Here is a 17,403-nt window from a genome sequence, read left to right as displayed (position 1 = left end):
ATGGCCGTACGCGCGGTGACGCCCGGCCGGCTGCGTCGCCGACTGACGATCGCCTTCGTGCTGGTCGCCGGGGTGTCCGCCGGTCTGCTCGCCGGCGGGACCGGGCTGCTGCTGCGGCAGTCCTGGTGGGACGCGTCGCTGCGCCAGGCCACCGCCGACGCCCGCTACCAGCTCGTGCTCGCCGGACAGTTCCTGCCGTTGACCGAGCAGCACGACGCCGAGCTGCTCAACAGCTTCGAGGGCAGCGGTCGGCACGTCGTCCTCGTCGACGGCGACGTCCATCCCTCCCACCCCGGGTACGCCCCCGCCCTGGGCGGCCGTCTGCGGGCGTCGGTCGCGGACGGGCAGCTCGCGTTCCAACGCTCGACGTCGGCGCAGCGCCCCCGACTGCTGGTGGTGGGCGGGCGTATCCCCGGTTCCACCGCGGAGCTGTACGTGATCACCGTGGAGGACGACATCGCGGCCGGCCTGAACCAGGTGTACGCGGCGCTGCTGGCCGGCTGGGTGACCGTCGTCGTGGTCGCCGCCGCGGTGGGCAACCTCCTGGCCCGCCGCACCCTGGAGCCGGTGGGCCGGGCCAGCCGCGCCGCCCGGGCGCTCACCGAAGGGCTGCTCGCCACCCGTCTGCCGGTGCGCGGGCGGGACGAGTTCAGCGCCTGGGCGGCGTCGTTCAATGAGATGGCCGAGGCTCTGGAAGCGAAGATCGCCGCCCTGTCGGCCGCACAGGCCCGGGAGCGGCGGTTCACGGCCGACGTCGCGCACGAACTGCGTACCCCGGTGACCGCCCTGGTGGCGGCGGCCTCGCTGCTGCGCGAGCAGCTGGACCGGCTGCCCGACGACGCCCGGCCGGCCGCACGACTGCTGGTGGGGGACGTGGTCCGGCTGCGCCGCCTGGTCGAGGACCTGCTGGAGATCTCACGGCTGGACGCCGGGCGGGAACGCCCGAGCGTCGAACCGGTGGACGCGCTGGCACTGCTACGGGCGATCGTCGCGGCGCGCGGCTGGTCGGACCGGGTGCTCGTCACCGGCGATCCCGTCGTGCTGCACACGGATCCCCGCCACCTGGAGCGTGTCCTCGCCAACCTGATCGCCAACGCGGTCGAGCACGGCGGCGGCGAGATCTCCGCGAGGGTGACCGCGGCGGACCGGATCGTCGCCGTCGAGGTGTCCGACCAGGGGCCCGGCATCCCGGTCGCGCACCTGCCGCTCGTGTTCGACCGGTTCCACAAGGTCGACTCCGCGCGTTCGGCCTCGGGCAGCGGCCTCGGTCTGGCGATCGCCCGGGAACACGCGGCCGTGGTGGGCGGGGCGCTGAGCGTGCACAGCGAGCCGGGCGTCGGCACGCGGTTCCGTCTGGAGCTGCCCGCCGACGTGCCGGAGCCGGCGGCCCACCCCGACGGGGGCACGCGGGAGGGGGCGCGGGATGAACTGCCGTGACCGGTGGCGCGCGGCGGTCATCACGGCGCTCGTCGCCGTACTCGCCGTCGCCGGCTGCGGCACCCCCCGCTCCGGCGTCCTGGGCGCGGCGCCGACCGCGCCGCCGCCCACCACCGCCCCGCCGACGGGAGCGCCGACCGCGACCCCGTCGGCCGCTCCGGCTCCGCCGACGCCGTCGGCCACCACCCCGCCGCGTCCGCCGACGCCGCCGGTCAACGGCACCCGCCGGCCGGACACGGTGACGATCGAGCTGTGGTACGTCCGCTCCGGGCGGCTCGTGCCCACCCGGCGCACCCGACCGGCCACCGTCGCGACGTCCCGGCTCGCCCTGGACGAGCTGTCCGCCGGTCCGACGCCGGCGGAGGCCGCCACCGGGATGGTGACCCTGCTGGCGGCCGGCGTCGAGGTCACCCGGATCGCCGACGGGGTGGCGACACTCGGTCCCGTCCCGTCCGCCGACGACCCGGCGGACCGCCGGCGGCTGCGCGAGGCGCAGGTGGTGTGGACGCTCACCCAGTTCCCCACCGTCCGGCGGGTCCGTTTTGCCGGCGGCGCTCCGGTCGGCCGGGCCGACTATCCGGGTCTGCTCGCGCCGATCGTGGTCAGCGGGCCGAGCGTCGGCGAGCGGGTCACCGCCCCGCTCACCGTCAGCGGCACGGCGGACGTGTTCGAGGCCACGGTGAGCGTCCGGGTGCTGGACGACGCCGGCCGCCAGGTGGCCGCCGCCTTCGGCACGGCGAGCTGCGGCAGCGGCTGCCGGGGCGCCTACCGGGTGGTGGTCACCTGGCGTACGACCAGGCAGCAGCGCGGGACGGTCGAGGTGTACGAGGTGTCGGCCCGCGACGGGACTCGGACCAACACGGTGGCCGTGCCGGTGCTCCTCGCGCCGCACGGCAGCTGAGCGGGAAACGCGGCCGTTTCGCTCGTCCGATGCGACGCACCTCATAAAACCCTGCAACAACGGCCCCGAGCGAACTAGGGTCAGTACGACATCGTTTCACGGGGGGTTCGGATGCTGGACGGTCAGCAGGTGAGCACGGGCGTCGGGGTGCCGGCTGCCCGGGCAGCGCGCTGCTCGGCAACCGACCTGTTCACCGTAGTGATCGACCTGCTCCGGGAGGTCGGCTACGACCGGATGACCATCGACGCCGTCGCCGCCCGCGCGCACGTGAGCAAGGCCACCATCTACCGGCGGTGGGACGGCAAGGCCGAACTGGTCGTCGCCGCCCTGAGCGACCGCCAGGTCGGCGTGCTCAACCCACCGGACACCGGCTCGCTGCGGGGTGACCTGATCGAGCTGCTCCGGGCCACCGCGGCCATCTGCGTCGCCGACTGCGACCTGATGCAGGCGCTGACCTTCGCCATGCGGACCAGCCCGGAGTTGGAACGTCTCGTACGCCACCAGGTGCTGCCCGCCGGGCGGGTGGCCAGCACCGCCGTCCTGGTCCGCGCCGCCGCCCGTGGGGAGATCCCCCCGGAGGCCGGCGAACGGGACCTGTTCCACGATCTGGCGCCCGCGCTCCTCATGTCCCGGCTGGTCGCGCACGGCCTGCCCGCCGACGACGCGTTCCTCACCCAGGTCGTCGACCAGGTGCTGATCCCGGTTCTCCGCTACCGGCACGACCGCCCGTCCCAGGCCTGATCCATCAACATCCGCACCACGGAAGGCTTCACCATGCCCGGAACCACCTCGACCGCCCCCGGCGCACCCGGCGCCGGGACGTCGACAGGCGCGCCGCACCCGCGGCGCTGGATCGCCCTGGCGGTCATCGCGGTCTCGCAGCTGATGGTCGTCCTCGACGCCACCATCGTGAACATCGCGCTCCCCCAGGCCCAGGCCGACCTGGGCATCACCGACGCGAACCGGCAGTGGGTGATCACCGCCTACACGTTGGCCTTCGGCGGTCTGCTCCTGCTCGGCGGCCGGATCGCCGACTACTGGGGGCGCAAGCGCACCTTCCTGGTCGGCATGACCGGTTTCGCGTTGGCCTCCGCGCTGGGCGGTCTGGCCACCACCGGTGGGATGCTCTTCGCCGCCCGCGCGTTGCAGGGCGCGTTCGGCGCGCTGCTCGCGCCGGCCGCGCTGGCGCTGCTCACGGTGCTGTTCACCGAGGCCACCGAGCGCGCCAAGGCGTTCGCCGTGTACGGCGCGATCGCCGGCGGCGGCTCCGCCGTCGGGTTGCTGCTCGGCGGAGTGCTGACCGAGTACGCCGACTGGCGCTGGTGCCTGCTGGTCAACATCCCGGTCGCCGCCATCGCGATCGCCTTCGCCCTCCCGCTCGTGCCGGAGAGCCGGGCCCACGGCAACACCCGCTACGACGTGCCCGGCGCGGTCGTCGTCACCGCCGGTTTGGTCTCCCTCGTCTACGGCTTCACCAAGGCCGCCGAGGACGGCTGGGACGCCACGGCCACGCTCGGCTTCATCGCCGCCGGTGTGGTGCTGCTGGCTGCCTTCGTGGTGATCGAGCTGCGCACCAACCACCCGCTGCTGCCGCTGCGGATCATCCTGGACCGCAACCGGGGCGGGGCGTACCTCACCTCGACGCTGATCGGCGCGGGGTTGTTCGGGGCGTTCCTCTTCCTGACCTTCTACTTCCAGGTGGTCCTGCAGTACAAGCCCCTGGAGGCGGGCCTGGCCTCGTTGCCGGTCACGGCCGGGGTGCTGATCGCCGCGGGTGGCGCCAGCCAGCTCATGCCGCGACTGGGCGCCAAGCCGCTGATGGTCGCCGGCGCGGTGCTCGCGGCCCTGGGCATGGTGGTACTGACCCAGATCGACGTGGACACCCCGTTCCTCACCCACCTGCTGCCCGCCCAGGTCATCCTGGGCCTGGGGCTCGGCTTCACCTTCGTGCCGCTGTCCAGCCTCGCCCTGGTCGGGGTGCCGGAGCACGACGCCGGCGCGGCCAGCGCGACGCTCAACGCCACCCAGCAGGTCGGCGGCTCGCTCGGCACCGCGCTGCTGAACACCTTCTACACCAGCGCGGTCACCGCGTACCTGGTCGGTCGGGCGCCCAACCCGGTCACCCAGGTCGAGGCGTTGGTGCACGGCTACCGGGTCGCCTTCGCCTGGGGCGCGGTCCTGATCGTGCTCGCCGGACTGGTCACCCTGGTCCTGGTGAAGGTGCGCAAGGAGGACATCCCGGCCGGCAACGCCGTCCACATGGGCTGAGGTCACCTGGACCGAGGCCCCGTGAGCCGGCCGCCGCACACCGGGTGCGGCCGGCCGGCACACGGCGTCGGGTAGCGTCCCGACCATCGTCGAAGATCCGTTGAGGAGATACATGTCCACGCCGGCCGACCAGATCATCCACGCGCTACGGGCGGGCCACGAGGAGCTCGCCGCGCTCGTACGCGACCTCAAGGAGGACGACCTCCGCCAGCCCTCGGGGGCCAGCGAATGGCAGGTCTCCCAGGTGCTCAGCCACCTCGGCAGCGGCGCCGAGATCGGCCTCGCGACCCTGACCGCCGCCCGGGAGGGCACGCCCACGCCGGACGGCGACTTCAACCGCGGCGTGTGGCAGCGCTGGGACGCCATGTCCCCCGAGGACCACGCCGCCGGCTTCCTGGAGTCCAACAAGCGTCTCGTTGAGGCGTACGAGGCGCTGGACGCCGAGACCCGCGAGTCGCTGCGGATCAACCTCGGCTTCCTGCCCGACCCGGTCGACGTCGCCACCGCCGCCCGGTTCCGGCTCAGCGAGTTCGCCCTGCACCAGTGGGATGCCGAGGTGGCGTTCAACCCGTTCGCGGCGGTGACGCCGGAGGCGGTGCCGCTGCTCCTCGACCAGCTCGGCGGCATGTTGAGCTGGACCAGCCGCCCCAAGGAGCTGGCCGGACGCGAGGGCACCCTGCTGGTACGGCTGCGGGACCCCGAGCGGACGTTCGGACTGCGGCTGGGCGAGCAGATCGCGCTGACCGACGCGCCGGAGCAGCCCGACGGCGAGCTGTCCCTGCCGGCCGAGGCGTGGCTGCGGCTGGTGGTCGGCCGGCTCGGTCCGCGCTACACCCCGGACGGGGTGCAGGTCAGCGGGCCGGTGACCCTGGACGACCTGCGCCGGGTCTTCGTCGGCTACTGAGGACGTCGCGCGGGCCGGTGCTCCCGGCCCGCGCGTACCCTCGTCAGCCCTTGACGCAGACGACCTGCTTGAGGTGCGCGACCACCTCCACCAGGTCGTCCTGCTGGGCCATCACCTCGGTGATGTCCTTGTACGCGCCGGGGATCTCGTCGACCACCCCGGCGTCCTTGCGGCACTCCACGCCCTCGGTCTGCGCGGCCAGGTCGGCGGTGCTGAACGTCCGCTTCGCCTGCGCCCGCGACATCCGCCGCCCGGCCCCGTGCGACGCCGAGCAGTACGCGTCCGGGTTACCGCGGCCCCGCACGATGTACGACCCGGTCCCCATCGACCCCGGGATGATGCCCAGGTCACCCCGGCCGGCCCGGATCGCGCCCTTGCGGGTGACCAGCACGTCCACGCCGTCGTAGCTCTCCTCGGACACGTAGTTGTGGTGGCACGAGATGGGCTCGTCGTAGCCGACCTGCGGGAACTGCTCGCGCACCACGTTGCAGAGCAGGGCCAGCATGACGGCCCGGTTGCGCCGCGCGTACTCCTGCGCCCACCACAGATCCCGCCGGTACGCGTCCATCTCCGGCGTGCCGGCGAGGAACACGGCCAGGTCCCGGTCGGGCAGGTCGGCGTTGTGCGGCAGACGCCGGGCCACGCCGATGTGCCGCTCGGCCAGCTCCTTGCCGATGTTGCGGGACCCGGAGTGCAGCATCAGCCAGACCCGACCCTCGTCGTCGCCGCCCTGCTCGAGGCAGACCTCGATGAAGTGGTTGCCGCCGCCGAGCGTCCCGAGCTGCCGCTGGGCGCGGGTCTCGAGCTGCGCCACCCGACGGTCCAGGCCGGCGAAGCGGCCCCAGAAGTCGTCCCAGCCGGCCTGCTCCAGCCCACGGACCCGACGCGTGTTGACCGCCTCGGTCCGCTGCGCGAAGCCGACCGGGATGGTGGCCTCGATCGCGTTCCGCAGCCCGCCCAGGTCGTCCGGCAGGTCGGCGGCGGTCAGCGAGGTGCGCACCGCCGACATGCCGCAGCCGATGTCGACGCCGACGGCCGCCGGCGAGACGGCCTGCCGCATGGCGATCACCGAGCCGACCGTGGCGCCCTTGCCGAAGTGCACGTCGGGCATGACGGCGACACCCTGCACCCAGGGCAGCGCGCCGATGTTCCGCAGTTGCTTCGCGGCCTGCGGCTCGATCGCGTACGGGTCGGTCCAGACCCGGACCGGCGCGCGGGTGCCGGCGAGCGGGGTGAATCCCATGATGGTCTCCTTCTGTCATGCGGGTGACCGATATCGATCATGCGCTGGCCGACGGCGCTCCGACGGCGGTACGGGCATACGAGAAGGCCGCCCGCTCCCGGTGGGGAGGGGCGGCCGGCGGACGCGTCAGCGTCGGCGTCAGGCGCGCCACCCCGGCCCGGTGCCCCGCAAGGGGTTACCGGTGATGGTCGTGGAGGGGGTAGATAGATAACCGCCGGTAGGAAGCACACGCCGGGCGGCGTCGGTGCGGACGCGTCGCGACACGGCGTACTCCCCTCGTGGTTGCTCTCGGCCTTGCACGGGTGACAGTAGGGCGATGGCGGCACGTCCGCAATGGATATCGCCGCTGCCCGGCGGATCGTGCGGATCAGGTGTCGTAGCAGCCGTCCCACGGCGGGTCGAACCCGAGGTCGTCGGGGAGGAACTCGGCGTGGTCGTCACCGTCGTACTCCTCGGACCAGTCGACGAGCCCGAACACGTGCCCGTCGACCTCGACCTGGAACAGCCGGATGGCGATGTCGGCGAAGACGCGACCGGGCAGCGCGTCCAGCCACTCGGTGAGGCGCGCCTCGGCCCGGTCGATGGAGGTGTCCTCGTGCTCGCTGGTGCCGGCGAACCAGATGTCCGAGTCGGTGTGCGCGCCGTCGGCGTCGAAGCGGTGCAGCACCGCGTACCACCGCTTGTGGCGGTACCAGTCGTCTTCGGCTCCGGCACCGTCCCCAAGGGTGGCGGTGACGGAGCCGAAGAACTGACCCTTGTCGTAATGGCCGATGGTGCTGGTGCGGTAGTCGGGCTCGTGCGCGATCGGCACCAGATCGGGAATCGCCATGGCCGGCAGGCTATGGCGGACCTACGACACGGACACCAGCCGGAAGGACTGCGCCGCGGTGCCGTTGCAGGTGTACTGGACGAGCTGGACGCTGTCCGCCGTGGACGCCCCCGGCACGTCGAGGCACTTGCCGCTGCTGCGGTTGACCAGGCGGTAGTAGCCGCCGCCCTCGGACTCCGCGCGCCACTGCTGGTTGGTGCCACCGCTGTAGGACCAGAGCTGGATCGGGGCCGAGTCGGCGGTCGACCGGTCGGTCACGTCGAGCACCTGCGCGCTGTTGTTCCGGTTGTTGACCCGCAGGTAGCCGTCGCTGGTCGGGACGAACTGGTACTGCTGGGCGGCGCTGCTGTTGCAGGCGTACTGCTGGATGGCGGTGCCGTTCGCGGTGCCGGCGGCCCGCGCGTCCACGCACTTGCCGCTGCCCCGGTTGACCACGGTGTGCCAGGCGGTCGGCGAGATCGGGCCGGCGCTGCCGGTCGGGGTCGGCGTCGGGGTCGGGGTCGGCGACGTGCCGACGCCGGCGAGCCAGTGCAGCCCGTCGATCAGCAGTTTGTTCTGCTGCGCGCTGTCGAAGGTGGACGACAGGCCGGTCTTGGTGCCGTAGTCCATCTTGTTGTGCCCGAAGTTGGCGTAGATCATCTTGTACTGCCGGTTGCTCCACACCAGCGGGTAGTAACCGCTGTACCAGGACTGGTTGGGGTCGGTGCCGACCGGGAAGCTCGACGGGTCGACCGAGGCCAGGATGTCGATGTTGGAGTTCTGCCGCAGGTCGTTGCTCCACGAGTACCACTCGCTGAACGACGACGAGAACGTCGCCGGCAGGTTCCGGGTGGCCGCGTGGGTGCGGTTGTCGACGCGCATGGTGACCCGGGTCGGCAGCCAGGTGTTGGTCCGGAACGAGCCCGAGCCGAGGAACGTGTTGTAGTACCAGCTCCAGCTCGACGGGTTGTCGGTCCAGGCGCTGACGTGGAAGCCCATCCACGCCCCGCCGTTCTGCATGTACTGCTGGAACGCCGCGCGCTGGGCGGTCGGCGGGGCGTCGTCCAGGAACATGACGACCTTGTACTGGGCCAGGTTGGCCGTGTTCAGCAGGCTCCAGTTGTTGGTGGCCTCCCAGGAGAAGCCGTACTGGGCGGCGGCCTGCGGGAACCAGGCGCGCGCGTCCTTGACGAAGTCGATGTGCGCGTCGTCCCAGGTGCCGTTGTAGAAGGCCAGGACCTTGAACGTCGGCGCGGCCTGCGCGCTGCGCGCGACGCCGAGGCCGACGCCGGCGCTCACGGCCACGACGAGGGCGACGAACACGGACAGGATCCTTCTGGTACGAGAGGAGAGTTCTGCGATCACCCTGATCGTCCCTTCGGTCGGGACGCGCGCCGCCGCGTCGATGTGAATCTGTTCACAAGGTTTACAGATAGACGAAAGATTATGCGTTCCGGATGTGTGGCGTCAATCGCCGTGCCGATGATCGGGTGGGATTCCTGCGGCAACGGGTACTCCGGCCCGATGACCAGCCCGGACGCCATCGACGTCGACACGCCGCTGGCCGTGGACGTGCCCGCCGCCCCGCACGACGCCAGCGGCGAGTGGGTGCCGACCCGCGACCTGGCCGGCCTCGCCCCGGCGACGCGACCCGCCCGCCGGTGGACCCCGAATCGGGTGGTGGCCACCCCCGCCGCTCTGGACCACCCGCACGGGCAGCGGATCGTCGACCGGGTGCAGGCGCTCGGCATCGAGGTGGAACGCCTGAGGTCGAACCGGCTCAGCGGAGTACGCGGGCAGACCGACCGCGAGACGTACGCCCGGGCCAAGGGGACCCTGGCGATTGTGGTGAGCCCGCCGTCACGGCGCAAGCTGCAACCCATCGCGCCCAGCGCCGACTGGCGCGTCGACCTCGCCGAGGGGTGCCCCGCGCACTGCCAGTACTGCTACCTCGCCGGCTCGCTCTCCGGCCCGCCGGTGACCCGGGTGTACGCGGACCTCGACGACATCCTCGCCGGGCTGAGCCCGTACGCCGGGCGCGGCACGGTGACCAGCCGCGACGCGCGTCGCGCCGACGAGGGCACCACGTTCGAGGCCTCCTGCTACACCGACCCCCTCGCGCTGGAGCACCTGACCGGCAGTTGGCAACGGGCGGTGCGGCACTTCGCCGACTGGGACGCCCCCGTGCAGTTGCGCTGGACCACCAAGTACGCCGACGTGGACAGCTTCGTCGGCCTGCCCCACCACGGCCGTACCCGGGTCCGGTTCAGCGTCAACTGCGCCCCGGTCAGCCAGCGGTTCGAGGGCGGCACCGCCCGGGTGCCGGACCGGCTCGCCGCCCTGCGCCGGCTCGCGCTCGACGGATATCCCGTCGGGCTGACCATCGCGCCCATCATCGCGCTGCCCGACTGGCGCGACGCGTACGGCGACCTGCTCGAGAAGGTCCGCGCGGCGGTCGACGGGGTACCGGAGCTGGACCTCACCGCCGAGCTGATCACCCACCGGTTCACCCCCGGCAGCAGAGAGGTGCTGCTGGGTTGGTATCCGCGGACGCGGTTGGAGATGGACGTCCAGGCGCGCACCCGCAAGCACGGCAGGTTCGGCGCGGTGAAGTACGTCTACCCCAGGGACACGATGGCCGAGCTGCGACGCTGGTTCACCGACGAGTTGGCCGGCCGGGTCCCCGCCTGCCGCGTCCTCTACTGGACCTGACGGCCGGCACGTTCAGCCGAGCGAGGAGCGGGCCACCGGCGCGGCGAAGTACGTCCGCGGGTGCGGATCGTCGCGGAGACCGTAGTGCCACCACTCCCGGTCGTAGTTCACGAACCCGGCGTCGGTCATCAGCCGTCGCAGCAAGCGCCGGTTGTCCCGCGCCGTGCCGGTGATCCGCGGGTCGTCGGTGTGCGCCCGGCCATCGAAGCAGTCGAACCCGGTGCCCATGTCGACGCTGTTGTCGGCGAAGCGTCGCCCGACCGGCGCGGTACACGGGAGCAGCCGCTGCCCGGGCACGTACGCGGGTTGGGCGGCGGGCGGCTCGTCGACGAGCGTCAGGTCCAGCGTGCTGCCCCGACTGTGCGCGGTCGGCGCGCCGATGTAGCCGTCGGCGAAGAGCCGGTCCTTCGCCACGTCGGGGTAGAACTCGGCCCTGGTCTGCTGCTCGCCCGGACGCTTCGACCAGGCGACGAAGTCGTCCACCGCCGGCTGCGGGCGGTAGCAGTCGTACACCTTGAGGCTGTGACCCCCGGCGAGCGCGGCGTCCTGGACCCGGCGCAGCGCCTCGGCCGCCTGCCGGGTGAGCAGGCACAGCGGCTCGCGGTAGCCGGCGATCGGCCGGCCCACGAAGTTGTGCGCCGTGGCGTAGCGGATGTCGGCGTGGATGCGCGGGTCGAGGTCGGTCAGCACCACGAAGCCCGGCAACCCGCCCGCGCCCGGCGGAGTCGCACCCGGTCGGGAGGTCGGGCTGTCGGTCGCCGGTGCTGGGCTCGCCGAGGCGGGGGTGCCGACCGTCGGCGTGGGGCGTGGCGGCTCGGAGCAGCCGCCGAGCGCCGCGACGAGCGCGAGCACGGCGACGCCGCCCACCGGCCCTGACCTGCGCACAGGTCATGTCTACCAAAGGCGGTCGGTGCCGGGCGCCGGATCGGCGAGGAGTCCCGGAGTCCCGGGCCCGGTCCGGCGGGCCCGCTCACGCGCCGGGCGTCAGCGGAACCGGCTGGGCCGCGGCCGGCGTCGCCTCGACCAGGTGCGCGGCGAGGAAGCGCAGGGCCGCCTCGTCGTCGTCGATGCCCCCGGCCTCGTGGCCGTTGTAGCGCCACACCGACAGCTCCGTCGGCCCCGCGTGGGAGTTGTAGGCGGCGTACACGCCCGAGGGCGGCACGATGTCGTCCATCAACGCCACCGAGTACCGGGTGGGCCGACGGCAGCGCCGCGCGAAGTTGACGCCGTCGACGTACGACAAAGTCGTCAACGTCCGCTCCTCGGCGTCACGGTGGATCGCCAGGTAGTCGCGGATCTCCCGGTACGGGTGGGTGTCGGTGACCACCACGGCGCGCGGGATGTCGCACAGGAACGGCACGAGGGCCACCACCGCCCGCACACCGGGCGCCAACGCGCCGGCCGCGAGCGCCATGGCGCCGCCCTGGCTGTGCCCGAGCACCGCCAGCCGGGTCGGGTCGACCATGGGCAGGGTACGGGCGGCGTCCACGGCCCGTACCGCGTCGGTGATCAGTCGTCGGTAGTAGTACGTGCGCGGGTCGGCGATGCCCCGTGTCGCCACGCCGGGCGCCTGCGCGCCTGTCGCGCCCAGGTCCGCGGTGTCGCCCCGGCTCCAGCCCGAGCCCTGCCCCCGGGTGTCCATCTGAAGATGGGTGAACCCGGCGGTCGCCCAGAGCAGGTTCTCCAGCGGGTGCCCGCGCCCGCCGCCGTAGCCCACGTACTGCACGACGGTCGGCAATGCGGTGCCGGTGCCCTGGGGCACCCGGAGCCAGGCCCGGACGGGCTGGCCGGCGAAGCCGGGGAACGTCACGTCGTACACGTCGATGGCGGTCAGGCCGGTCACCACGGGCTCCAGCCGGACCGGCCACGCGGCGTCGCGCGACTGGGCCAGAGTGTGCGCCCAGAAGTCGTCGAAATCGGCGGGCTCGCGCACCACGCCGCGGTACTCGCGTAGCTGCTCCTCGGGCAGGTCCGTGTACATGGCGTCCTTGTCTGTCGCGCGGGACGGTAAGCCGAGACGCATCCGACAAATTACCGGAACATTTCCGCAACTCTGCCGAACGCTATGACCGACCTGGCGTGTCGTCAACCCCCCTCGGTGAGGCAAGATGGCCCGAGGAGCGGGCGTGCCGTTCCGGGACACGGGACGGGCGACGCATGCGGTCGCCGCTCCCGGAGCGGTGAAGGAGACACGGGTGGACGCGGACGACGGACGCAGGGTGACCATCACCGCGATCGCACGGGAGGCCGGCGTCTCGGTGCCGACCGTGTCACGGGTGCTCAACGGCCGGTCCGATGTGGCCCCCGACACCCGCGAACGCGTCGAGGAGTTGTTGCGCCACCACGGCTACCGACGCCGCAGCAGCCGCAGCGTCCGCCGCGCGGGCCTCGTCGACCTGGTCTTCAACGACCTGGACAGCCCGTGGGCCGTGGAAATCATCCGGGGTGTGGAGGACGTCGGGCACGGCGCCGGCGTCGGCACGGTCGTCTCCGCGATCCACCGGCAGCCCACCGCGGCCCGGCAGTGGTTGCAGAACCTGCGCACCCGCGCCACCGACGGGGTCATCTTCGTGACGTCGCACCTGAGCCCACCGCTGCACGCCCAACTGCGCCGCCTCAACGTGCCGGTGGTGGTCGTCGACCCGGCCGGCGTGCCGGCCATGGACGTGCCGACCATCGGCGCCACCAACTGGGCCGGCGGGCTCGCCGCGACCGAGCACCTGCTGGCGGTCGGCCACCGCCGGATCGGGTTCGTGGCCGGGCCGACGCATCTGCTGTGCAGCCGGGCCCGACTCGACGGCTACCGGGCCGGGCTGGAGGCCGCCGGAGTGCCGGTGGACGACGCGCTGATCTACCCGGGCGACTTCTACCACGCCTCCGGCTTCGCGGGCGGCACGGCGCTGCTCGACCTGGCCGATCCGCCGACCGGCATCTTCGCGGCCAGCGACCAGATGGCGTTCGGTGTCTACGAGGCCATCCGCCGCCGCGGGCTGCGGGTCCCCGACGACGTCAGCGTGGTGGGTTTCGACGACCTGCCGGAGGCCCGGTGGGCCTCACCGCCGCTGACCACCGTCCGACAGCCCCTGGTGGAGATGGGCCGGCTCGCGGCGCGGACGGTCCTGCGACTGGCCCAGGGTGAGGGCATCGACTCGCCCCGGGTGGAACTCGCCACCGAACTGGTCGTCCGGGACAGCACCACCGCCCCGCCGACCGGCTGACCCTCGTCGTTCCGACGGTCCGAACCGGGTCGGATACCTGGTTCCGCCGGTACCGGTCGGACTCCCGGAAATTCCGGCGCGCGGTGAGCGGCCCTCGCCGCCCACCGCGCCCAACGGATCAGTGGTGGTGTGCGCGGACGGCCCGGCAGATGGTCACCGGCAGCGCGGGCGCACCGTCGACCGGCGCGGGATCCTCGGCCGTCGGCGCGATGCCCCCGGCGGCGATCCGGTCGAGCGTGTCCAGCCCGGCCGCGTCGACGGTGCCGAAGATCGTGTAGTTGGGCCGTAGCGCCGAGTCGGCGTACACCAGGAAGAACTGACTGCCGTTGGTGTCCGGCCCGGCGTTGGCCATCGCCAGCACGCCCCGCGCGTAGAGCCGGCGTACGCCGGTCGGGTCGGTGGGCGCGGGCGGCAGGTCGGTGGGCAGTTCATCGCGGTACCGGTAGCCCGGTCCGCCCTCGCCGGTGCCGGACGGGTCGCCGCACTGCAACACGCTCAGCGTGGGGTACGCGGTGAGCCGGTGACACGGGGTGCGGTCGTAGAACCGCTTACCGACCAGGTGCAGGAAGCTCTGCACCGTGCACGGCGCGGCCGCCCGGTCCAGGGTCAACCCGATCGGACCCAGGTTGGTGGAGAGCGTCACGCGGACGCTGCCCCGGTCCGGGGTGCGGCGCGGATCGGGTGGCAGCGGCACGGGTCGAGCGGCCGGCTCGTCGGGCGTCTCGGTGTACGCGCACGGGCCGTGCGTGGTGCGCGGCGGTCGGCCATCGGCGGGCGGCGCCGCTGCGTGCGCCACGCTGGCGACGCCGGACGCGTCGACGGTCGCGCCCGGCGCGGCCACCGCGGTGGCCGAAGCGCCGACGACCAGCGTCGCGGCGATCGCCGTCACGCCCGCGAGGCGGGTCAGCGCACGCACTGACGGGCGGGGTGCCGCCGCGCCGGAGGGCGTTTCGCGTTCACTCGACACAGGGATCCTCCTGGGACTCGCGCTGCCAGAAAGACCGGAGTCTATGAAGGCCGGAGCCGGTTGTCGATCGCTGCGGCCGGTTGCCGACCGTCAGGACAACCGGCGGCGACGGTGCCACAGCAGCCCACCGAGCAGCGCCAGCACCCCCGCGCCGCTGAGCGCGGCCACCGACCAGAGCCACCCGAAACCCGTGTGCGCCGGACCGCTGGCCGCCGCCGGCCGGGCCGGACCGGGCGCGGCGAGCGCGGGCAGGGTCGCCGACGGCGTGGCGGTCAGCTCGCCCGGCGCGACCAGGCGACCGACGCCGGCGTCGCGGGGCAGCGAGAAACCCCAGTCCAACAGGGCCGCGCCCTGCTCCCAGCCCCGCATCGGCGTCGGCTCGGCGCCCAGCAACGTCACCACCAGCCGGCGACCGTCGCGTTGCGCCGCGCCGACGTACGTGTGCCGCGCCAGGTCGGTGAAGCCCGTCTTGCCGCCCAACGCGCCGGGGTACCGGTAGATGAGCTGGTTCTCGTTCTGGATCTGGAAGCCCTTCGTCCGCTGCGCCGGCTGCGCGGGAATCGTCGCCAGGTCGGTGAGCGCGTACCGGCGGAACGTCGGCTGCGCGAAGCAGGCCCGGGCGATCAGCGCCAGGTCGTACGCGCTGGTGAACTGGCCCTTGCCGTCCAGGCCGGACGGGGTGACGGCATGCGTCTGGAGCGCGCCCAGGTGGTGCGCCTGCTCGTTCATGGCGCGCACTCCCCCGGCCGCGCCGTCCGGGCCGCCGCCGAGGCGGGCCAGCGCGTTGGCCGCCTCGTTGCCGGAGTTCAGCAGCAGCCCCAACCAGATCGTCTCGATCGTGTAGCGGCCACCCTCGACCAGGCCGACGGCGGACGAGCCGGGCTCGATGTTCATGTCCGCCGCGGTGACGGTCACCGTCTGGGCGGGGTCGAGTCGGGGCATCATCGTGGCCGCCAGCAGCAGCTTCTGGACGCTGGCCGGGGTGCCGTACTCGTGCGGGCCGCAGCCGCCGAGCACCTGACCGGAGTCGAGGTCGGCGACCAGCCAGGATGTGGCCGTGATCGCCGGAGGCGCGTCCACCCCGGCGGGCACGACCAGGCCGCTGGTGGCCAGTCCGACGCCGCCGACCACCCGATCCTCGGGCACCGCGGGCGGGGGCGACGGGCGCGGCGGCCGGGACACCGCCGGCGCCGGCGCCCGGGGACACCGCACGGCCGGCGCGGCGGCAGCGGTACGCGTGGCCGCGGACGCCGTGCCGACAGCCGGTGCGGGAGCGAGCAGGACGGCGGACGCCGTGACCGCCAGCAACGCAGCTCTCATGTGCCCGACCCTAGTCAACAAGATCGCCCGGCGGGGGCGGTTGGCGGTGCCGCCCGGCGCGCGGTTGGCCAGGTGTCGTCCGGGGCGCTTGGCGGTGCCGTGGTCAGGCGACACGGCGCAGCCAGCGCCGCTGCCACGGCGTCTCGACCGCCTTCGGGTGGTAGCCCGCCCGGACCCAGGACACCGCCCGCTCGGCCGGCAGGCCGTCGAGGATCGCCAGCGCGGCCAGCGCCGTGCCGGTGCGGCCGATCCCGCCCCGGCAGGCCACCTCGACGCGTTCGCCGTCGTGCGCCCGGCGCAGCGCCTCGCGTAACGCGTCGAGCGCGTCCGCCCGGTCGACCGGCACCCAGAAGTCGGGCCACCTGATCCGTCGGTGTGCCCAGGCCGGTTCCGGGCCGGGCGCCAACAGCAGCGCGAAGTCGGCCGGCGAGGCGGTCGCGGCGACGCGACGGCCGCGTACCCGCGCCCCGCTGGGCAGTACGAGCACACCGGGCTCCTCGGACCAGGTCTGCGCGGCATCCATCGCCACATTGTGCCGCGACAGTGGTCGGGGCGTCGTGCCCGGTGGACACAGAAAACGCCGCCCCCGACCGTGGTCGGGGGCGGCGCTGGTGTCGGTGTGCAGGTCGCCTCTCGGCGAGTGGCGCGACGCGGCTCCAGCCGAACGGTATTCCGCGAGGGCTATGTAGGTGAGGCCCGGGGACACTGAGTCACACCGACACTGGTTCACAACCAGCCGACGCCTCCCGGTGTTCCCGCTCGGGCGAGGTCTTTCGAGCCCGGCGGGTGGAGATGCCGATGGCCGGCACCCCGGGGTGCCGGCCATCGGTCGGTTCGTGCGGTGGGTCAGCTGTTCCAGTACTGGGCGACCAGGTCGGCGGCCTGCTGCTCCCACTGCGCGTACGCGTCCGGGTACGCGGAGACCTGCACGGTCTGCGCGGCGTCGGTCAGCGGCATGTCCTGCCAACCGTCAACCTGGCGCAGGCCCTTGAGGAACGCCGTCGTGGAGTACTCCGGGTCGGTGATCTGCTCCGGCGTGCCCCAACCGCTCGACGGGCGCTGCTGGAACAGACCCAGCGAGTCATGGTCGTTCATGTCGCCGAGGTGGCCCAGGTTCTCCAGCTTCGACTCCTGCAGGCTCGTGGCGATCGAGATGACCGCCGCACGCTCGGGCAGGCCGGCCTTCTTCGTGGCCGCGATGATGGCCTTGGCGTTGCCGATCTGCTCGTCGTTCAGGTCGATGTGCGACTGCTCGCCCTGGGTGCCGTGCGGGATCAGCTTGCTGGTGTCGGGCTTGTCGGCCTGCACCACGGCCACCGGCCGGGTGTCCGTGTGCGGGGCGGCGACGTGCGCCACCGGGCCGGCGAAGACACCGCCGGCGAAGGCGAGACCGGCAACGGACAGCATGCTCTTACGGAAGATCGTGTTCATGGGGGTAGCTCCTTCGGGGGTAGGAAACACCCGCCTCACCACAGGGAAACAGCGGCGCGGGTGTCAGCACCTCGTCCGGGCGCTTGCAAAGATTGGGGGGCGGCCTGCGAGCGGGGGGCTCGTGGCGCCCGGTCCGGGTGTAACGACCCGGTGGCCGGGGCCATTCCCGCAGGCGGGTGGCCCGGTGGTCCTGC

The 17,403-nt window shown here is 73.1% G+C and carries 16 protein-coding genes; 7 read left to right on the top strand and 9 right to left on the bottom strand.

The window, feature by feature from the left end; translation table 11 throughout:
- The 5 genes from ACTFTM_RS14065 to ACTFTM_RS14045 all read left to right on the top strand — a co-directional run bounded on the left by ACTFTM_RS14065 (position 1) and on the right by ACTFTM_RS14045 (position 5,510).
- Positions 1-1,437 carry an ATP-binding protein gene (locus ACTFTM_RS14065; protein ID WP_449566214.1) on the top strand — a complete coding sequence of 479 codons (1,437 nt, stop codon included), beginning with the start codon at positions 1-3 and terminating at the stop codon, positions 1,435-1,437.
- On the top strand, positions 1,424-2,338 hold the full coding sequence (locus tag ACTFTM_RS14060; RefSeq protein ID WP_449566213.1) for a Gmad2 immunoglobulin-like domain-containing protein: 915 nt from the start codon (positions 1,424-1,426) through the stop codon (positions 2,336-2,338). The genes ACTFTM_RS14065 and ACTFTM_RS14060 overlap by 14 nt, the downstream gene beginning before the upstream one ends.
- Before the next feature lie 111 nt (positions 2,339-2,449).
- Positions 2,450-3,079, top strand: coding sequence for a TetR/AcrR family transcriptional regulator (locus ACTFTM_RS14055; RefSeq protein WP_449566212.1), 630 nt, complete (start codon positions 2,450-2,452; stop codon positions 3,077-3,079).
- Positions 3,080-3,112: 33 nt separating this feature from the next.
- Complete coding sequence (locus ACTFTM_RS14050) at positions 3,113-4,606, top strand: MFS transporter (RefSeq protein WP_435208459.1); 1,494 nt, start codon at positions 3,113-3,115, stop codon at positions 4,604-4,606.
- Positions 4,607-4,718: 112 nt separating this feature from the next.
- Complete coding sequence (locus tag ACTFTM_RS14045; RefSeq protein ID WP_449566211.1) at positions 4,719-5,510, top strand: maleylpyruvate isomerase family mycothiol-dependent enzyme; 792 nt, start codon at positions 4,719-4,721, stop codon at positions 5,508-5,510.
- 43 nt (positions 5,511-5,553) lie between these two features.
- Here ACTFTM_RS14045 and ACTFTM_RS14040 read toward each other — a convergent pair whose 3' ends face one another.
- The 3 genes from ACTFTM_RS14040 to ACTFTM_RS14030 form a co-directional block, all read right to left on the bottom strand.
- Positions 5,554-6,753: an RtcB family protein gene (locus ACTFTM_RS14040; RefSeq protein WP_449566210.1), complete on the bottom strand. Its 1,200-nt coding sequence runs from the start codon at positions 6,751-6,753 to the stop codon at positions 5,554-5,556.
- A 367-nt stretch (positions 6,754-7,120) separates the two neighbouring features.
- Positions 7,121-7,582 carry a hypothetical protein gene (locus ACTFTM_RS14035; protein WP_449566209.1) on the bottom strand — a complete coding sequence of 154 codons (462 nt, stop codon included), beginning with the start codon at positions 7,580-7,582 and terminating at the stop codon, positions 7,121-7,123.
- A 21-nt stretch (positions 7,583-7,603) separates the two neighbouring features.
- Positions 7,604-8,884, bottom strand: coding sequence for an RICIN domain-containing protein (locus tag ACTFTM_RS14030; protein WP_449566208.1), 1,281 nt, complete (start codon positions 8,882-8,884; stop codon positions 7,604-7,606).
- Between the two features lie 159 nt (positions 8,885-9,043).
- Between ACTFTM_RS14030 and ACTFTM_RS14025 the strand changes: the two genes are divergently transcribed.
- Positions 9,044-10,273 carry a spore photoproduct lyase family protein gene (locus tag ACTFTM_RS14025; protein WP_449566207.1) on the top strand — a complete coding sequence of 410 codons (1,230 nt, stop codon included), beginning with the start codon at positions 9,044-9,046 and terminating at the stop codon, positions 10,271-10,273.
- 12 nt (positions 10,274-10,285) lie between these two features.
- On the opposite strand, the gene ACTFTM_RS14020 is transcribed toward ACTFTM_RS14025, so the two are convergent.
- Both ACTFTM_RS14020 and ACTFTM_RS14015 read right to left on the bottom strand, forming a co-directional pair.
- Positions 10,286-11,158, bottom strand: coding sequence for a M15 family metallopeptidase (locus tag ACTFTM_RS14020; RefSeq protein ID WP_449566206.1), 873 nt, complete (start codon positions 11,156-11,158; stop codon positions 10,286-10,288).
- An 85-nt stretch (positions 11,159-11,243) separates the two neighbouring features.
- Complete coding sequence (locus ACTFTM_RS14015) at positions 11,244-12,254, bottom strand: acetylxylan esterase (protein ID WP_449566636.1); 1,011 nt, start codon at positions 12,252-12,254, stop codon at positions 11,244-11,246.
- Between the two features lie 214 nt (positions 12,255-12,468).
- On the opposite strand from ACTFTM_RS14015, the gene ACTFTM_RS14010 reads away from it, so the two are divergent.
- A complete protein-coding gene (locus ACTFTM_RS14010; protein ID WP_433539195.1) occupies positions 12,469-13,491 on the top strand; it encodes a LacI family DNA-binding transcriptional regulator in 1,023 nt (340 codons plus the stop codon).
- Between the two features lie 118 nt (positions 13,492-13,609).
- On the opposite strand, the gene ACTFTM_RS14005 is transcribed toward ACTFTM_RS14010, so the two are convergent.
- From ACTFTM_RS14005 to ACTFTM_RS13990, 4 genes are all read right to left on the bottom strand, one after another.
- Positions 13,610-14,407 carry a peptidylprolyl isomerase gene (locus tag ACTFTM_RS14005; RefSeq protein WP_449566205.1) on the bottom strand — a complete coding sequence of 266 codons (798 nt, stop codon included), beginning with the start codon at positions 14,405-14,407 and terminating at the stop codon, positions 13,610-13,612.
- Positions 14,408-14,548: 141 nt separating this feature from the next.
- Positions 14,549-15,778, bottom strand: a complete 1,230-nt coding sequence (locus ACTFTM_RS14000; RefSeq protein WP_449566204.1) for a D-alanyl-D-alanine carboxypeptidase family protein — start codon at positions 15,776-15,778, stop codon at positions 14,549-14,551.
- 103 nt (positions 15,779-15,881) lie between these two features.
- Positions 15,882-16,301, bottom strand: a complete 420-nt coding sequence (locus ACTFTM_RS13995; RefSeq protein WP_449566203.1) for a protein-tyrosine phosphatase family protein — start codon at positions 16,299-16,301, stop codon at positions 15,882-15,884.
- A gap of 323 nt (positions 16,302-16,624) precedes the next feature.
- The gene (locus tag ACTFTM_RS13990) at positions 16,625-17,209 is read right to left on the bottom strand and encodes a hypothetical protein (protein ID WP_449566202.1); all 585 of its coding nucleotides are present in this window, start codon (positions 17,207-17,209) and stop codon (positions 16,625-16,627) included.
- Between the last annotated feature and the right edge of the window lie 194 nt (positions 17,210-17,403).

It is taken from the genome of Micromonospora sp. RB23 (assembly GCF_053585025.1).
This window is presented reverse-complemented; position numbering and strand designations above follow the sequence as displayed.

Excerpts from the sequence above, each read along its gene's own strand:
- ACTFTM_RS14015 (WP_449566636.1), bottom strand. The coding sequence starts at position 12,254 with ATGTACACGGACCTGCCCGAGGAGCAGCTACGCGAGTACCGCGGCGTG.
- ACTFTM_RS14035 (WP_449566209.1), bottom strand. The coding sequence starts at position 7,582 with ATGGCGATTCCCGATCTGGTGCCGATCGCGCACGAGCCCGACTACCGC.
- ACTFTM_RS14060 (WP_449566213.1), top strand. The coding sequence starts at position 1,424 with ATGAACTGCCGTGACCGGTGGCGCGCGGCGGTCATCACGGCGCTCGTC.
- ACTFTM_RS14065 (WP_449566214.1), top strand. The coding sequence starts at position 1 with ATGGCCGTACGCGCGGTGACGCCCGGCCGGCTGCGTCGCCGACTGACG.
- ACTFTM_RS14045 (WP_449566211.1), top strand. The coding sequence starts at position 4,719 with ATGTCCACGCCGGCCGACCAGATCATCCACGCGCTACGGGCGGGCCAC.
- ACTFTM_RS14040 (WP_449566210.1), bottom strand. The coding sequence starts at position 6,753 with ATGGGATTCACCCCGCTCGCCGGCACCCGCGCGCCGGTCCGGGTCTGG.
- ACTFTM_RS14000 (WP_449566204.1), bottom strand. The coding sequence starts at position 15,778 with ATGAGAGCTGCGTTGCTGGCGGTCACGGCGTCCGCCGTCCTGCTCGCT.
- ACTFTM_RS14050 (WP_435208459.1), top strand. The coding sequence starts at position 3,113 with ATGCCCGGAACCACCTCGACCGCCCCCGGCGCACCCGGCGCCGGGACG.
- ACTFTM_RS14055 (WP_449566212.1), top strand. The coding sequence starts at position 2,450 with ATGCTGGACGGTCAGCAGGTGAGCACGGGCGTCGGGGTGCCGGCTGCC.
- ACTFTM_RS13990 (WP_449566202.1), bottom strand. The coding sequence starts at position 17,209 with ATGAACACGATCTTCCGTAAGAGCATGCTGTCCGTTGCCGGTCTCGCC.
- ACTFTM_RS14025 (WP_449566207.1), top strand. The coding sequence starts at position 9,044 with ATGATCGGGTGGGATTCCTGCGGCAACGGGTACTCCGGCCCGATGACC.
- ACTFTM_RS13995 (WP_449566203.1), bottom strand. The coding sequence starts at position 16,301 with ATGGATGCCGCGCAGACCTGGTCCGAGGAGCCCGGTGTGCTCGTACTG.